We start from the raw sequence: 16,151 nt of genomic DNA on the forward strand, positions 1-16,151 counted from the left end.
AACGTAGAAGGTAAAGATTTATTAATTATGAGAGAATCGGATATTCTCGCTATCATTTAATCATTTTAAAATTTAAGTTAGAACAAAATGGCAAAGCAAATTTTATTTGACACCGTTGCACGGGACAAACTCAAAAATGGAGTAGACGCACTGGCAAATGCAGTAAAAGTAACCCTTGGACCTAAGGGAAGAAACGTAGTTATTGACAAAAAATTTGGATCACCAAATATCACCAAAGATGGAGTAACAGTAGCTAAAGAAATAGAGCTAAAAGACCCTGTTGAAAATATGGGAGCTCAGATGGTAAAAGAAGTAGCTTCAAAAACAAATGATCTTGCAGGTGACGGAACAACTACTGCCACCGTACTTGCACAAGCTATCGTAAAAGAAGGACTTAAAAACGTAGCTGCAGGTGCAAATCCAATGGATTTAAAACGCGGTATTGACAAGGCTGTAGAAGCAATTGTCCAAAACCTTGAAAAGCAAGCCACAAAAGTGGGTAACTCTTCAGAAAAAATCAAACAAGTAGCTGCTATTTCTGCAAATAACGATAATATTATTGGAGAATTGATTGCAGAAGCTTTTGGAAAAGTAGGCAAAGAAGGCGTGATCACTGTAGAAGAAGCCAAAGGAACAGAAACTTATGTAGATGTTGTAGAAGGAATGCAGTTTGACCGTGGATATTTATCTCCATACTTTGTAACGAATAGTGAGAAAATGAATGCGGAATTAGAAAGCCCATATATCTTACTTTTTGATAAAAAAATCTCTTCAATGAAGGATTTACTTCCTGTGTTAGAACCTGTAGCACAAACAGGTAAACCACTTCTTATTATTGCCGAAGATGTAGATGGAGAAGCACTCGCTACGCTGGTTGTAAACAAACTTCGTGGCGCTCTTAAAATCGCTGCTGTAAAAGCACCAGGTTTTGGAGATCGTCGTAAAGCAATGCTAGAAGATATTGCTGTTTTAACAGGAGGAACCGTGATCTCTGAAGAACGCGGATTTACCTTAGAAAACGCAACCATAGATATGCTTGGTACTGCTGAGACTGTGACGATAGATAAAGACACTACTACTGTTGTAAACGGAGCCGGAGACAAGAAAATGATCAAAGCTCGTGTAGGAGAAATCAAATCTCAAATAGAGACTACAACAAGTGATTATGACAAAGAAAAATTACAAGAGCGTCTTGCTAAACTAGCTGGAGGTGTTGCTGTATTGTACGTTGGTGCTGCTTCAGAAGTTGAAATGAAGGAGAAAAAAGACCGTGTTGATGATGCACTTCATGCGACCCGTGCAGCTGTAGAAGAAGGTATTGTTGCTGGTGGAGGCGTTGCACTTGTACGTGCAAAATCTGCTCTTGAAAAAATAAAAACTGAAAATGATGATGAGGCTACTGGCGTACAGATTGTAAATCGTGCTATAGAATCCCCTTTACGTACCATCGTTTCAAACGCTGGTGGAGAAGGTTCTGTTGTGATTGCAAAAGTAATGGAAGGGAAAAAAGACTTTGGTTACAATGCAAAAAATGGTGAGTATACAGATATGATCAAAGCTGGAATTATCGATCCTAAAAAAGTAACTCGTGTAGCTCTTGAAAACGCTGCTTCTGTTGCTGGAATGATTCTTACTACAGAATGTGCTCTTACAGATATTAAAGAAGATGCACCTTCTATGCCTCCTATGGGCGGCGGTGGAATGCCAGGGATGATGTAATGGTGAATCGCCATAGATAAGAAATCTATAATAGATTATTTAGAAAGGTCTTTGTTGCGAAACAAAGGCCTTTTCTTTTTAAATCATATTTCCATGAAGACGGAAATCTCTTAATTATTCTGATTGTTTATTTTGAGTTATTATCTATACGCTTTCGCGAAAGCGTATAAAACCACTTCATCTAACTTATTCAAAAAACCGTACATTACAAATTCAAAACACACGATATGCTTACCAAACTGATTGTTCTAGGATTGTATTTTTCTGTACTGATGATTATAGGTATTGTCGCTTCTAGAAGCGTCAAAGGAGTTAGTGATTTTTATGTAGGAGGAAAAAAATTAGGATACTGGGCTGTTGCGTTTTCAGCAAGAGCTACGGGTGAATCTGGATGGCTTCTTTTAGGACTTACAGGTATGGGAGCTATTGCAGGCTACTCAGCATATTGGGTTGTTTTGGGAGAGGTTTTAGGCGTTGGTGTTTCTTGGTTTTTTATGGCTAAACGTTTTAAACGTGCTACAGACAAATATGATTCTATCACTATTCCAGATTATCTAGAAAGTCATTTTAATACAGGAAGAAAAACAATACGTAAAGTAGCCGCAACGGCGCTTTCTTTGTTTGTTGTTATTTATGTGAGTTCGCAGATAGATGCCACAGGAAAAGCTTTTGAATCTCTTTTGGGAATTAATTACTTCACAGGCGCTATTTTAGGATTTATTATCGTGATGGCTTATGTATATATAGGCGGATTTCTGGCAGCGGTTTGGTCAGATTTTTTTCAGGGAGTCCTAATGTTTTTTGGACTAGTCTGCCTTCCATTTATCGCTTGGTTATCTATAGATGATGGTGGTAGTATCGTAGAGGGACTTACTCAAATGGATCCAAACCTTACGAGTATTTGGGGAGACACCTCAAACCCAATGCTCGCCGTTTTTACCATCTTAGGATTTGCTATGATTGGATTAGGATTTCTGGGGTCTCCACAGATTTATGTTCGGTTTATGTCTGTAAAAAGTGAAGCCGAAATAGATAAAGGAAAATGGGTAGCGATCCTATTTACGTTACTCACTGATTTTGCTGCCGTTACCATTGGTCTATTAGGTCGTTATTTATACACCTCTATAGGACAAGATCCAGAAGCCGTATTAGGAATCGCTGGTGAGGGTGTCTTAATCATGATGATAGAAGACCTATTACCACTCGTTATTGTCGCTATTTATATTGCTATTGTATTATCGGCTATTATGTCTACTATAGACTCGCTTATTGTTGTTGCATCTAGTGCATTGTCTAGGGATTTCTATCAGAAGATTATCAACCCAGAAGTAGAACAGAAGAGGCTTACTAAAATCTCTAGGCTCATCACATTAGCATTAGCCATAGTAGCTTTAATTATTGCTATGATAGTCGCCGTAAGATCCCCTGACCGGACTATTTTCTGGTTTGTTATTTTTGGCTGGTCTGGTATCGCTGCTACCTTTTGTCCTGTTATTATCTTATCATTATTCTGGAAACCCTATTCAGAAAAAGGAGCGCTTGCTTCTATGATTACGGGATTTTTATGCGTCCCATTTTTTGAATTTGTTATCCAGCCGATAGATGGAATAGGCATTTACTTTGAAAAATTAGATGTGCTGGCACCTTCATTTTTATTGTCCATCATCGCAGGTGTTATTTTTACAAAACTATATCCTAAAACAAACTAGCGTATATTACTTGCATTAAGACATATTCCGTGTGATTTTATTTATTTTTGCATCCTATTATGAAACAGAAATTTTTATATCTAATCATAGCTTTATGGTGTCTCACTGCTTGCAAAGAGATTCCTGTAGCGATTCCAGATGGAAGAGTAAACGATTATGCGCTTTATGATGCCCAAGGAGGTTTTCATAGACTGTCAACATATAATGACAGTAAAGCCATTGTATTATTCGTTCAAGGAAATGGTTGCCCTATAGTACGGAATGCCTTGTCAGATTTTCACGAGATTATAGATGATTATCAATCAGAAGGAGTTACTTTTTTTATGATCAACAGCAATATCCAAGACAATCGTATTGCTATTGCAAAAGAAGCTACTAATTTTGAGTTTGAAGTTCCTGTACTTTATGATGATGTGCAACTTGTTGCCGATGCTTTAGACATTACCATTACAGCAGAAGCTATTATTCTTGATCCAACATCCAGAGAGATCATCTACAGAGGACCGTTGAATAATAGACTGGATTACGAAACTCAAAAATCAACACCTACGGAGACGTATTTAAGAGATGCGCTGGATGCCATCATAGCAAACCAAAGACCTGTTGATAAACAAGAGATGACCAGAGGTTGCCGAGTCACAAGGCAACGTACCTTAGAAAAAGATACGCTAACATTTACACAGGACATTGCTCCTATTCTAACCAATCATTGTGTACGATGTCATATAGATGGAGGTGTTGCACCTTGGTCCATGACGGATTATAATAAGATTGTGGGTTGGTCTGCAATGATAGAACAAGTGATGTTAAGTAAGCGTATGCCACCATGGAAAGCAGATCCTGCTGTAGGGTCTTTTGACAATTCTTTTGCCATAGCAGAAAAAGACAGACGTACATTAGTACGTTGGATTAAAGACGGCATGCCCTATGGAGAAGGAGATGATCCTTTAAAAAGGCTCATACCAAAAGAGGCACTCATCCCAGAAACAACCATGATTCCTGATACCACGATTGTACTCAAAAAAGAAATTATCCCACCAACGGGTATTATAGACTATCGTCATCAAAGGATTAAGTTTGATCTTCCTGAAGGCAAATGGCTTGCTGGTGTCACCATTGTACCTGGTAATGCAAAAGTAGTACATCATGCAACGCTCGCTAGTTCTTCAAAACCTCAACTTGTTGTTGATCGTCCAGAAAGACAATGGATAGACAACCTCATTGCGGTTGTGGCAAGTGGCACTTCAAAGTCTACGATCTTTCCTAATAATTCTGGAATTTATATAGACAAGGATGTTGAGTTAATATTACAAACGCACTACACGACTACTGGAAGAGAAGAAGAAGATGTGACAAAAATTCATCTGTATTATCACAAAGAGAAACCAAGTAAACAATATTATTCATTAGGCGTATTTTCTGATGACTTTGAGATTCAACCTTATGAAAAAGCAACCCCAGCTGTTGCCCAAGATAAAATTACAGAGGACGTTTATGTACACAGTATTTTCCCGCACATGCATTTTCGCGGTAAGCAAATGAAAATTACGGCCACTACGCCTAATGGAGACGTTATAGATTTAATTTCTGTACCTGATTTTGATTTTAATTGGCAACTTGTGTATAATTACACAGAACCCATCTTTTTACCAAAAGGCACCATTATAAAAGCAACAGGGGTTTTTAATAATTCTTTTCAAAACCCATTGAATCCAGATCCGTCTCAAGAAGTTACGTTTGGATATCAAAGTAGTGACGAAATGTTTATGGGACTCGTAAATTATACGGTCGTAGGAGAATAGTCTAAGTAATTTATAATTAGGCACGCTTAGTTTTCTTCCATTGTCGGATAGAAATAACAATTAATATAATCAGTATAGGGATGCTTACTAATAAATCTTTACGTGTTTGAAAGTTATTTTCCAAACCATGTTCTCCTAAGTATATTTGAACATTACGCTCCCAAACTAAACAAAGTACTATAAAAGCAATTGTGAGTATTTGAGTGATACTAAGTTTTCTTTTTTTCGTAGTCATGATTCAGAAGAAAGAGTCTATTTAATTTCTTCTTCTACGACACCACATTTGAGCATTTGATCACCAAAATAAGGATTACGTACCTCATTAGAATTTGACAACCAATAAGCGCCTTTCCCATTAAATGCCATAGGGCAATACTGCTTGTACACAGCACCAGACGTAATTTTGTTTTCAGAAATCAGAGTTTCTACGATCATAGACACGTTCTCAAAAGCCATACGTTGCTCTTTTATAGCATCTGTATTACTCACTTTCTCTAGCGCTTCTACTAAGTCCGCGGCTTTATACTTTTCGCCGACTTTAGCAAGCATTATAGTTGCGGCTTCTTGTGCTTTTGTAGCATCTGTATTGACCAACGTAGCTTTAAGATCTAGATATGCATTATAGATTTCTGTAAATCCTGCATCTTCAAATGTCACCTCAACTGCCGAACTAGTTTCGTTCAAATCTGTAGTTTCAACCACAGGCATATCTGCTACTTGTGAAGGAGCCGTTTTTACTTCTGCCTCCTTATTTTTACACGAAAAAAAGGCGATCATTGCAAGAAGATATATATACTTTTTCATAGGATTATAATTTGCAAACAAAGATACAATCTGATCAAGAATTACTCACCTTTCGGTAGTAATAAAAAGCAGGTAATAACATGAATAACAAAATAGGTTGTATTAAAAATCGTCTTACATAAAAAACAGGTAAATACTCCCCTACACCTTGGGTGTTCAGTAAAATACTGAGGATTACTGCCAATAGTGCAAATATAATTCCGTAAAACAGCAATGCAAATTTAACAATCCCTCGTTCTTTAAAAGCCATCCATAGTATCATAAGGGATAGCAACATATTTATAAGATACCGAAAGAACAGAGAGATATAAAATTTCCACATCTCCATATCGGGTAACATCATTCTTTGGTAGTTGCTTTTAAAAAATTGTATTAATGGATCGTAGAAGAGTTCGCTTTCGCGAAAGCGTATAAAAGCAAATCCCAACAAGCATAAAAAAACAACGAAGACACGTAAGACTACTTTCATTCTTTAGGCTCTTTAGGCTCTTTAGGCTGTTTTTTATACGATCGAATCCATCCTAGCCACAACAAGAATACAGTACCATAAATCACTGCTGGAAAGACAGTTCCGTGAAGCAATTCAGTATATGCTGGATATTCATAGATCCCTATTGTAAGAAGTGCAATACGAGTTATATTCATCGCATAAATGAGAACGACTCCTCCAAAAACAAATAGCAAGGTACGTTTCCATCCATCAAAAAAGGCTAGCATAAAAGAGATAAAAAGTAACATCACACTTACGGCATTACATCCCTCTACGACTCGAGCCAACACTTTGTTATTCATCGTAAGATTCATAGCAGGCTCTACTTTACTAGGCACAATTTTCATATCATATCCTAGTGCATTAATTATCGATTCACTCTGTTGTGCTACGGTGTGCGTAATAATATCTGGATAATAGGTGTTGCTAGCTCCGTATGTGAGATATACATTATAAAGTAAAACAAGTACAAAATAACTTCCTACAAACGTAAGGATAAAACGAAGTACCGACTTATATTTGTTTATTAGTTTAAACAATTTATTGAAGTTTATGCCTCAAAAATACATTAAAAATGGCTTTTGAAGATTTAAAAAAAGAAGTTAGTGTGATTGTATCAAAAACAACACTATCTACAAAAGACAGATTGACTGAAATCTGTGACGCTTTACGCAACGCTATCCCTTATTATAATTGGGTTGGCTTTTACTTTGCAAATCACGACACACAAACATTACATTTAGAAACCTACGTAGGCGAGCCTACAGATCATACGGTAATTCCTTTTGGAAAAGGAATCTGTGGTCAGGTGGCGGTGTCTAATGAAAATTTTGTGGTTCCAGATGTCGCTGCACAAGACAACTACATTGCTTGTAGTATTACCGTAAAGAGTGAGATTGTAGTTCCCCTTTTTAAGGATGGTAAAAATATAGGGCAAATAGATATTGATTCTAACACACCAGATCCTTTTACAGTAGAAGACGAACGTTTTTTAGAATGGGTTAATGAACAAGTCTCAACTATTATTTACCCTAAATTTTAAAAATTACAACTAAAAAACATCCTAGTTTCAAAAATAGAGACCCCTACTACATTCCAGTTCGTATCGCTTCTACAGGATCCAATCGAGAGGCACTTATGGCAGGAATGATCCCTGCGACAATTCCTATAAAGAACGTTACTGAAAGTCCTAAGAACACGTTAGATAGCGAAAGTACAAATTCAAAATCCCCAGCAACTCCTGAGTAATTCAAGCCAAATGTAATGACCCAAACTAAAAACATCCCGATAAGACCTCCAAATATAGAGAGTAAAATAGATTCAAAAAGAAACTGAAATAATATAAAACGACGTTTTGCTCCTAGTGCTTTTTGTATCCCAATAAGATTGGTACGTTCTTTAACACTCACAAACATAATATTTGCAATTCCAAAGCCACCTACTAGTAAAGCAAAAGCTCCTATACCCCATCCAATGAGTTTTAAAACACTGATGAGTCCATCGATCACATCTGCAAAACCACTCAATTTATTGATAAAGAAATTACTGTCTTCTGAAGCTTTGATCCCTCTTGCTTGTCGTAGCTTTTGCTCAGCAGCAGCATAAAATCCATCATAATCCTCTCCTTCTTCTGGAAGGATTGTAATTGTAGGAAATGTTGATCTATTATTATCACCATAAATTCTACGCACAAAATTAACCGGAATGACCATTACCTCATCTTTTGAATCTCCAAAAGCACCTAGTCCTTGTTTTTCTAAAACTCCTATAACTGTAAAGCGATTACTTAATGTTTTTACTTGTTTTCCTATCACATTTTTGGCTCCTTCACCAAAAAGCTGATCTCTTAAAACAGAGCCAATAACAGCGACTTTAGATCCGGTAACAGATTCCTGTTCGCTAAAAAAACGTCCCTCTTCAAAGCTTAAAGATTCTATTTCATACAATCCATCTGTGGCATTGTCTATTTGTACACTCTCAACAACTTCATCTTCATACTTTACTTTTTGCTGGGGTACTGAAATGGTATAATTTATTGCTTTAAGACCAGGTAGATTACGTTGTAGATACTGATAATCGGCATAATCTACTAAGGGGAACCGTTCACGTTTCCATCTAGGTACTTCTGTAGGGCCAAAAGATATATGACATATAATCATAATACTCTGATCAAGATTGGACAGACTTCCTTTGATTTGTTTTTCCAAGGAATCTACGGCAGAAAGTACACCGATGATTGAAAAAATACCAACAGTGACTCCCATGAGAGAAAGGAAAGTCCGGAGTTTATTATTACGCAATGCATTTACTGCAAAACGAAAGCTTTCTTTAAGTACACGTAAGTAAATAAACATCGATATATTTTGGAAAATTTAAAGATAAGACGTCTAACCTCAAAATATGTTACAAAAGTGTCAAATTTATACAATCAAACCGCTTTCTATAAACTGTTAAATCGCTATTTTTGCCACATATCCAAAATCATATAAAATTTCTATAATGAGCGACGTAAAAAAAGCGAGTTCCGCGTTAGTTTCTGTTTTTAGTAAAGAAGGTCTTGCTCCTCTAGTTCAAAAACTTCATGACTTGGGAGTTACCTTATATTCTACAGGTGGAACCCAAAAATTTATTAACGATCTCGGAATCCCTGTCGTACCCGTTGAGGATATTACTTCGTACCCATCTATTTTAGGTGGACGTGTAAAAACATTACATCCAAAAGTGTTTGGTGGTATTTTGAACAGACAAGATCACGAAGGTGATGTTGCTGAGATGAAAGAATATGAAATCCCACAACTAGACATTGTTATTGTAGATTTATACCCTTTTGAAAAAACAGTAGCTTCTGGAGCTTCAGAACAGGATATTATAGAAAAAATTGACATCGGAGGAATTTCGCTGATTCGTGCGGCTGCCAAAAACTTTAAAGACACCTTGTGTGTTTCTTCTGTAGATGATTATGCTGAGGTTTTACAAATGGTAACCGACAATGGTGGAACTACAACATTGGCAGATCGTAAGCGATTTGCAGCTAAGTCCTTTGGCGTTTCTTCTCATTATGATACCGCGATCTTTAATTACTTTAATGCAGACCATGAGATTCCTGCTTTAAAAATAAGCGAGCATAAAGGAAAAGTACTTCGCTATGGAGAAAACCCACATCAACGCGGATTCTTCTTTGGAGACTTTGATGCGATGTTTGACAAACTACACGGGAAAGAACTTTCTTACAACAACTTACTAGATGTAGATGCAGCGGTTAACTTAATGAATGAGTTTACAGGGGAAGCCCCTACGTTTGCTATTTTAAAACACAACAATGCGTGTGGTTTTGCACAACGTGACACGATGCACACTGCCTATGTAGATGCACTTGCTGGAGATCCTACAAGTGCTTTTGGAGGCGTATTGATTGCAAACAACACGATAGATAAAACCACTGCTGAAGAAATACATAAGCTATTTTGTGAAGTCGTGATTGCCCCTTCTTATGACAATGATGCTTTAGCCGTTTTAAAAGGAAAGAAAAACAGAATTATACTCATTCAAAAAGAAGCTTCTTTACCAGAAACGATGGTGCGCACCTGCCTTAACGGAACACTTGTTCAAGATAGAGACTCGCAAACAGATTCAAAAGAAAATTTAACACACGCTACACATACTAAACCTACAGATAATGAGTTAGAAGACTTACTATTTGCTTCAAAAATATGTAAGCATACAAAGTCGAATACCATTGTACTTTGTAAAAACAAACAACTTTGTGCAAGTGGTACAGGTCAAACCTCAAGAGTAGATGCCTTACGTCAAGCGATTGAAAAAGCAACTTCGTTCAATTTTGATCTTACAGGAGCGGTGATGGCGAGTGATGCTTTCTTCCCATTTCCAGATTGTGTAGAGATTGCAGACAATGCAGGAATTACAGCGGTTATTCAACCTGGAGGATCTATAAAAGATCAACTTACGATAGATTATTGCAACGAGCATAAGCTATCAATGGTAATGACTGGAATACGCCATTTTAAACATTAATTTTTTAAGACGGTATACGCTTTCGCGAAAGCGTAAAAAACATTATATTATTTGTACATTTAGAAAATACGACAAACCAATTTAAAATTTAACACCCTATCTCGCCCTATGGGATTTTTTGATTTCCTTACAGAAGACATTGCCATTGACCTTGGTACTGCAAACACATTGATTATCCATAACGGTAAGGTTGTGGTGGACAGCCCATCTATTGTTGCCCGTGATCGTACTACAAATAAGATCATTGCCGTAGGCAAGGAAGCAGCCCAAATGCAAGGAAAAACGCATGAAAACATAAAAACGATTAGACCACTTAAGGATGGGGTAATTGCAGATTTTGATGCGAGTGAGCAAATGATCAGTATGTTTATCAAAGAAATTCCTGCGCTTAAGAAAAAATTATTTCCACCTGCCTTGCGAATGGTCATCTGTATCCCTTCAGGAATTACAGAAGTGGAGATGCGTGCGGTAAAGGAAAGTGCAGAGCGTGTAAATGGGAAAGAGGTGTACTTAATTCACGAACCTATGGCAGCTGCTATCGGTATCGGAGTTGATATCATGCAACCTAAAGGAAATATGATCGTGGATATTGGAGGAGGAACCACTGAGATTGCTGTCATTGCTTTGGGCGGTATTGTATGTGATAAATCAGTTAAGATTGCGGGAGATGTATTTACAAATGATATTGTGTATTATATGCGTACACAACACAACCTTTATGTGGGAGAACGCAGCGCAGAAAGAATAAAAATACAAATAGGTGCTGCTACAGAAGATTTGGAAGTGCCACCAGACGAAATGAGTGTTCAAGGACGTGATTTACTTACAGGGAAACCAAAACAAGTACAGATCTCTTATAGAGAAATTGCTAAAGCACTAGATAAGTCAATTTTACGTATTGAAGATGCGGTGATGGAGACCTTGTCACAAACACCTCCAGAACTCGCTGCCGATATTTATAATACTGGAATCTATTTAGCTGGAGGTGGATCTATGCTAAGAGGTCTCGACAAACGTTTGTCTCAAAAAACAGATCTTCCAGTTTACATTGCAGAAGATCCCTTAAGAGCGGTTGTAAGAGGGACAGGTATCTGCCTCAAGAACATTCCTAAATACAAGAGCGTACTCATCAAATAACAAGTCGTTGACCCATGCAGCAGATCATCAATTTTTTGATTAGGAACAAAAACTTCCTACTGTTTGCCTTTTTATTTTTTATCTCCCTTGTTTTTACGATTCAATCGCATTCGTATCATAAGAGTAAATTTATCAATTCGGCAAATTTTCTCTCTGGGGGGGTGTATGAATCCTTAAGTGGTGTTCAGGATTATTTTCATTTGAAGACCTACAATCAACAATTGTTAGAAGAAAATGCACGCTTGCGCGAAAATCAATCCAAGCTTCTTTCAGCTATACCATCATTTGATTCCTTAACACTTTATAACTCCATAGAAGGACAATATAGATATATTCCTGCTAAAGTGATTAAAAATTCGTATTCTAAAACAGATAATATTATTACATTAAAAGTGGGTCGAAGAGATAGTATTTTCCCAGAAATGGGGGTCATTACCAGTAAAGGAATTGTAGGATTTATCGAAAAAACATCTACAAAATACAGTACGGTTTTATCCATGCTAAATTCCAATTTTAAAACCAATGTCACATTGCGCTCTTCAAACCATCAAGGTACTTTAGAATGGCATGGGGAACATCCTAATGTTATGACCGTGATTGATATGCAGGAACAAGCTCCTGTAAAAATTGGAGATACTATAGAAACAAGTGGTAAATCGGCTATTTTCCCGAAAGGAATTCCTATAGGAACTATAGAAAATTTTACATTAGACAATAGTAAAAACTTCTATGAACTATCTGTACGTCTTTTTAATGATATGACGAGTTTAGGTCATGTATATGTCATAGAAAATAAAGATAGTGAAGAAATCAAGGCGTTAGAAAACAGGGATCCTAATGAAGAATAACTTCCTCATCAATAGTGTCCGTTTTATTATCTTGCTTTTAGCACAAGTTCTTGTATTTAATAACATTGATTTTATGGGATACATCACTCCTTATCCTTATATGTTATTTATATTGGTATTTCCATTTAATGCTAACCGCTCTCTTTATCTATGTATTGCTTTTTTAACAGGATTAACCCTAGATATGTTTAGCAACAGTGGAGGTATGCATGCAGCCGCTTGTCTTACCATTGCTTATTTTAGACCTGTAGCATTGCGCTTAACTTTTGGAGTAAGTTATGAATACAACGCAATCAAACTTCCAAATGTGACATTTTACGAACGTTTAGTATATATTTCAAGTCTTGTTTTTGTGCATCACTTGGTGCTTTTTTCTTTAGAGGTATTTAACATTTCTAATATACTTTATATCCTTAAAAAAACGTTGTTTACAGGAATATTCACTAGTATTCTTTGTCTCCTATTTAATATTCTTTTTAGTAATCGTAAAGGATGAGAAAATTATTACTTCTTTCTATTGTACTTAGCACTGGCCTATTATTTACGGTAAGACTTTTCTATTTGCAGATTTATGACACTTCTGCTGTTGTTAAATCAGAAAACAATGCTATAAAAGTGGTATATGATTATCCACAACGCGGGCATATTTATGATCGTAATAATAAGTTATTGGTCTCCAATCAACCCTCGTATGACCTTATGGCAATCCCTAGAGATATAAAATCTTTTGACACCTTAGGGCTCTGTAAATTATTAGGTATTGAAAAAGAAGAATTAGTCAAAGAACTCAATAGAGCTAGGGTATACTCTCCAAGGCTGCCATCTGTTATTATCCCTACAATGTCTACCGAAGACTACGCATACCTTGGTGAGCAAATGCATAAGTACGAAGGATTTTATATCCAAAAACGTTCATTAAGAGACTATCAAATAGATTTTGGTGCTAACTTTTTAGGATATATCCAAGAAGTAAACCAAAGCATGATTGAAAGAGATCCTTATTATCAATCTGGAGATTTGATAGGGCGACAAGGTGTCGAACAACAATACGAAGACGTATTACGGGGTGTAAAAGGAGTAAAGAGATTTCAAAAAGATAGATTCAATAGAGTGATTGCTCCATATAAAGAAGGTTCACTAGATACACTACCTGTCGCTGGTCGTAACATTCAGCTAACCATAGATGCCGAGCTTCAAAAATATGGAGAAGAGCTTATGGTCAATAAACGAGGAGGTATCGTTGCGATAGAACCAGCTACAGGTGAAATTCTAGCACTTATCGCAGCACCTAATTATGACCCTGCATTACTCGTAGGAAGAGAACGCTCTAAAAACTATACACAGCTAGATGCAGATAGCATTGCAAAACCTTTGTTTGACAGAGTTCTTCTAGGGGAATACGCGCCAGGATCTCCATTTAAAGCATTGACGTCACTTATCGCATTACAAGAAGGCGTTGTGACTACTGAAAACAAAGTGTATTGTAATGGAGGCTATCGGTATGGAGGAAAAAAACCACTAGGCTGCCATCACCATAAAAGCCCTGTACAACTTATAAGTGGGATTGCATATTCCTGCAATAGCTATTTTGCCACCGTTTATCGTAACACTATAGATAAGTATGAAACACCGCAAGAAGGTATTGATCGCTGGAAAGAACACTTAGCTAGTTTTGGACTTGGTGATTTTATGGGATATGATCTTCCAACTGGTAAAAAGGGATTAATTCCAAGTGCAGATCGTTATAATAAAATATATAATTACCCCACATACCGTTGGGGAACTACAGCCACTATATCTAACGCGATAGGACAAGGAGAGGTTTTGATGACCCCTATGCAAATGGTTAATTTCACCACCGCTATTGCCAATAGAGGTTGGTTTTACAAGCCCCATATTATTAAGAACATCACAGGTGTTGATACCATTCCTTCAAAATACAAAGAGAAGCAAGTTACTACCATTGATCCTCGTCATTTTGGACCTGTTGTACAAGGACTCAATGATGTATATAATTATGGAACCGCAAACTTTCTTAAGGTGCCAGGAATAGAAATCTGTGGAAAAACAGGAACTGCAGAAAATAGTATGAAGATTGGTGGACGTACAGTACAATTAACGGATCACTCTGTATTTATAGCTTTTGCTCCCAAAGACAATCCTAAAATAGCGATTGCTGTCTTTGTAGAAAATGGATATTGGGGTGCTCGATTTGGAGGTCGTATCGCTTCTATTATGATCGAAAAATATATCAAAGGTGAGGTTACTCGCAAGGATCTAGAAAACTGGGTTCTTACCCATAGTCTTGAAGAAGAATATGAAAAACCACTACTCGGCAGACCTTTCCCTATTAATGATGGAAAAAAAATAAGTGCTAAATTCTTGGCAGAAGAAAATCAAGAATTATGAGTACTGGATCACGCAGTGTAGGTAGTTTTGATTGGGTTCTTATTTTACTATATCTAGCCTTAATTAGCATAGGATGGTTAAGTATATATTCGGCATCGTATAATCCCGAAGTAGAAAATTTTTTCAACCTAGACAATCTTCATTTCAAACAACTTATTTGGATTGGCTTAGGCTTTATCATTATCACATTTATCCTATTTCTAGATAGTAAGTTTTTTGAACGATTTTCTAGTTTAATTTATGTGATCGCCATTGTATCACTCCTCCTTTTATTTCCTTTAGGAAAAAACATAAATGGTGCGACTAGTTGGTTTGCATTTGGATCTTTCACATTGCAACCTAGTGAGTTTGCAAAAGTAGCCACAGCACTTGCACTGGCTAAGTACCTCAGTGATATACAGACCAACATAAAAACGTTACGAGATCAATTAAGGGCTTTTCTGATTATTGCGATTCCTGCGCTTGTAATCATACCTCAACCAGATCCAGGGAGTGCTCTTGTATACGCGGCATTCTTTTTTCCTTTATATAGAGAAGGTATTGCTGCTGTATATCTTATTTTGGGAGCCTCAGTAGTTACTTTATTTGTACTCACACTTCTATTCGGACCTTTATATATTGCGCTTGGAGTTGGCACTATTGCCGTTTTACTTTTTCTTAAAAACAGAAAGAAACGCCCTTCCAAATTAATGTATACGGGTATAGTTTTAGCATGTACATTATTTTCATTTTCTGTGAATTATATCTTTGAAAACGTATTTCAGCAACGTCATAGAGATCGATTTAATATTGTTTTAGGAAAAGAAGCAGATACGCAAAGTATAGGATATAACACACGTCAAAGTGAGATTGCCATTGGTAATGGAGGATGGACGGGACAAGGCTTTTTACAAGGAACTCAAACTACAGGTAAATTTGTTCCTGAACAAGACACCGATTATATTTTTAGCGCTGTAGGGGAAGAATGGGGGTTTATGGGCAGCGCGCTTGTCGTCATGCTTTTTGTGCTTCTCATCCTACGAATTATACAACTTTCTGAAAAACAGAAAAACGATTTTAGCCGTATTTATGGCTACAGTGTCGCTGGTATTATTTTTATCCATTTTACGGTAAATGTAGGAATGGTTACTGGGTTGCTACCTACGATAGGAATACCCTTACCCTTCTTCAGCTACGGAGGCTCCGGCTTTTGGGGATTCAC

14 protein-coding genes are annotated in these 16,151 nt (G+C 36.9%); 10 read left to right on the plus strand and 4 right to left on the minus strand.

From position 1 onward, the window contains the following. The first annotated feature begins 87 nt into the window (after positions 1 to 87). The 3 genes from groL to Q0505_RS09945 all read left to right on the plus strand — a co-directional run bounded on the left by groL (position 88) and on the right by Q0505_RS09945 (position 5,230). Positions 88 to 1,719 carry a chaperonin GroEL gene (gene groL, locus Q0505_RS09935; protein ID WP_299212259.1) on the plus strand — a complete coding sequence of 544 codons (1,632 nt, stop codon included), beginning with the start codon at positions 88 to 90 and terminating at the stop codon, positions 1,717 to 1,719. A gap of 227 nt (positions 1,720 to 1,946) precedes the next feature. Beyond that, positions 1,947 to 3,428, plus strand: coding sequence for a sodium/proline symporter (locus Q0505_RS09940; RefSeq protein ID WP_299212262.1), 1,482 nt, complete (start codon positions 1,947 to 1,949; stop codon positions 3,426 to 3,428). Between the two features lie 59 nt (positions 3,429 to 3,487). Further along, complete coding sequence (locus tag Q0505_RS09945) at positions 3,488 to 5,230, plus strand: redoxin domain-containing protein (protein ID WP_299212265.1); 1,743 nt, start codon at positions 3,488 to 3,490, stop codon at positions 5,228 to 5,230. A gap of 252 nt (positions 5,231 to 5,482) precedes the next feature. Here the strand turns inward: Q0505_RS09945 and Q0505_RS09950 are convergent, their stop codons facing one another. Genes Q0505_RS09950 through xrtF form a run of 3 tightly spaced genes read right to left on the minus strand, consistent with a single transcriptional unit; the run spans position 5,483 to position 7,063 of the window. Next, complete coding sequence (locus tag Q0505_RS09950) at positions 5,483 to 6,034, minus strand: DUF3347 domain-containing protein (protein WP_299212269.1); 552 nt, start codon at positions 6,032 to 6,034, stop codon at positions 5,483 to 5,485. Positions 6,035 to 6,068: 34 nt separating this feature from the next. Continuing rightward, positions 6,069 to 6,503 carry an exosortase F system-associated protein gene (locus Q0505_RS09955; RefSeq protein ID WP_299212272.1) on the minus strand — a complete coding sequence of 145 codons (435 nt, stop codon included), beginning with the start codon at positions 6,501 to 6,503 and terminating at the stop codon, positions 6,069 to 6,071. Beyond that, positions 6,500 to 7,063, minus strand: a complete 564-nt coding sequence (gene xrtF / locus Q0505_RS09960; protein ID WP_299212275.1) for an exosortase family protein XrtF — start codon at positions 7,061 to 7,063, stop codon at positions 6,500 to 6,502. Before xrtF ends, Q0505_RS09955 begins: the two co-directional genes overlap by 4 nt. Before the next feature lie 35 nt (positions 7,064 to 7,098). On the opposite strand from xrtF, the gene Q0505_RS09965 reads away from it, so the two are divergent. Next, positions 7,099 to 7,566: a GAF domain-containing protein gene (locus Q0505_RS09965; RefSeq protein ID WP_299212278.1), complete on the plus strand. Its 468-nt coding sequence runs from the start codon at positions 7,099 to 7,101 to the stop codon at positions 7,564 to 7,566. A 46-nt stretch (positions 7,567 to 7,612) separates the two neighbouring features. Here Q0505_RS09965 and Q0505_RS09970 read toward each other — a convergent pair whose 3' ends face one another. Then, on the minus strand, positions 7,613 to 8,878 hold the full coding sequence (locus tag Q0505_RS09970; protein WP_299212281.1) for an ABC transporter permease: 1,266 nt from the start codon (positions 8,876 to 8,878) through the stop codon (positions 7,613 to 7,615). A 145-nt stretch (positions 8,879 to 9,023) separates the two neighbouring features. Between Q0505_RS09970 and purH the strand changes: the two genes are divergently transcribed. The 6 genes from purH to rodA all read left to right on the plus strand — a co-directional run. Further along, the gene (gene purH / locus Q0505_RS09975; protein WP_299212283.1) at positions 9,024 to 10,556 is read left to right on the plus strand and encodes a bifunctional phosphoribosylaminoimidazolecarboxamide formyltransferase/IMP cyclohydrolase; all 1,533 of its coding nucleotides are present in this window, start codon (positions 9,024 to 9,026) and stop codon (positions 10,554 to 10,556) included. A 108-nt stretch (positions 10,557 to 10,664) separates the two neighbouring features. Then, positions 10,665 to 11,693: a rod shape-determining protein gene (locus tag Q0505_RS09980; protein WP_299212286.1), complete on the plus strand. Its 1,029-nt coding sequence runs from the start codon at positions 10,665 to 10,667 to the stop codon at positions 11,691 to 11,693. A 14-nt stretch (positions 11,694 to 11,707) separates the two neighbouring features. Next, positions 11,708 to 12,541: a rod shape-determining protein MreC gene (mreC, locus tag Q0505_RS09985; RefSeq protein ID WP_299212289.1), complete on the plus strand. Its 834-nt coding sequence runs from the start codon at positions 11,708 to 11,710 to the stop codon at positions 12,539 to 12,541. Further along, positions 12,531 to 13,037, plus strand: coding sequence for a rod shape-determining protein MreD (mreD, locus tag Q0505_RS09990; RefSeq protein ID WP_299212292.1), 507 nt, complete (start codon positions 12,531 to 12,533; stop codon positions 13,035 to 13,037). The genes mreC and mreD overlap by 11 nt, the downstream gene beginning before the upstream one ends. Next, positions 13,034 to 14,950 carry a penicillin-binding protein 2 gene (gene mrdA, locus Q0505_RS09995; RefSeq protein WP_299212295.1) on the plus strand — a complete coding sequence of 639 codons (1,917 nt, stop codon included), beginning with the start codon at positions 13,034 to 13,036 and terminating at the stop codon, positions 14,948 to 14,950. The genes mreD and mrdA overlap by 4 nt, the downstream gene beginning before the upstream one ends. After that, positions 14,947 to 16,151, plus strand: a 1,205-nt coding sequence (rodA, locus tag Q0505_RS10000; RefSeq protein ID WP_299212298.1) for a rod shape-determining protein RodA, incomplete at its 3' end; no start/stop codon positions are given. The genes mrdA and rodA, both read left to right, overlap by 4 nt.

This window comes from uncultured Dokdonia sp., from assembly GCF_937910895.1.
Lineage (GTDB): Bacteria > Bacteroidota > Bacteroidia > Flavobacteriales > Flavobacteriaceae > Dokdonia.

What these genes read in the sequence shown, in the direction of transcription:
- groL (WP_299212259.1), top strand. Translation starts at nt 88, where the DNA reads ATGGCAAAGCAAATTTTATTTGACACCGTTGCACGGGACAAACTCAAA.
- Q0505_RS09940 (WP_299212262.1), top strand. Translation starts at nt 1,947, where the DNA reads ATGCTTACCAAACTGATTGTTCTAGGATTGTATTTTTCTGTACTGATG.
- Q0505_RS09945 (WP_299212265.1), top strand. Translation starts at nt 3,488, where the DNA reads ATGAAACAGAAATTTTTATATCTAATCATAGCTTTATGGTGTCTCACT.
- Q0505_RS09950 (WP_299212269.1), bottom strand. Translation starts at nt 6,034, where the DNA reads ATGAAAAAGTATATATATCTTCTTGCAATGATCGCCTTTTTTTCGTGT.
- Q0505_RS09955 (WP_299212272.1), bottom strand. Translation starts at nt 6,503, where the DNA reads ATGAAAGTAGTCTTACGTGTCTTCGTTGTTTTTTTATGCTTGTTGGGA.
- Q0505_RS09965 (WP_299212278.1), top strand. Translation starts at nt 7,099, where the DNA reads ATGGCTTTTGAAGATTTAAAAAAAGAAGTTAGTGTGATTGTATCAAAA.
- Q0505_RS09970 (WP_299212281.1), bottom strand. Translation starts at nt 8,878, where the DNA reads ATGTTTATTTACTTACGTGTACTTAAAGAAAGCTTTCGTTTTGCAGTA.
- purH (WP_299212283.1), top strand. Translation starts at nt 9,024, where the DNA reads ATGAGCGACGTAAAAAAAGCGAGTTCCGCGTTAGTTTCTGTTTTTAGT.
- Q0505_RS09980 (WP_299212286.1), top strand. Translation starts at nt 10,665, where the DNA reads ATGGGATTTTTTGATTTCCTTACAGAAGACATTGCCATTGACCTTGGT.
- mreC (WP_299212289.1), top strand. Translation starts at nt 11,708, where the DNA reads ATGCAGCAGATCATCAATTTTTTGATTAGGAACAAAAACTTCCTACTG.
- mreD (WP_299212292.1), top strand. Translation starts at nt 12,531, where the DNA reads ATGAAGAATAACTTCCTCATCAATAGTGTCCGTTTTATTATCTTGCTT.
- mrdA (WP_299212295.1), top strand. Translation starts at nt 13,034, where the DNA reads ATGAGAAAATTATTACTTCTTTCTATTGTACTTAGCACTGGCCTATTA.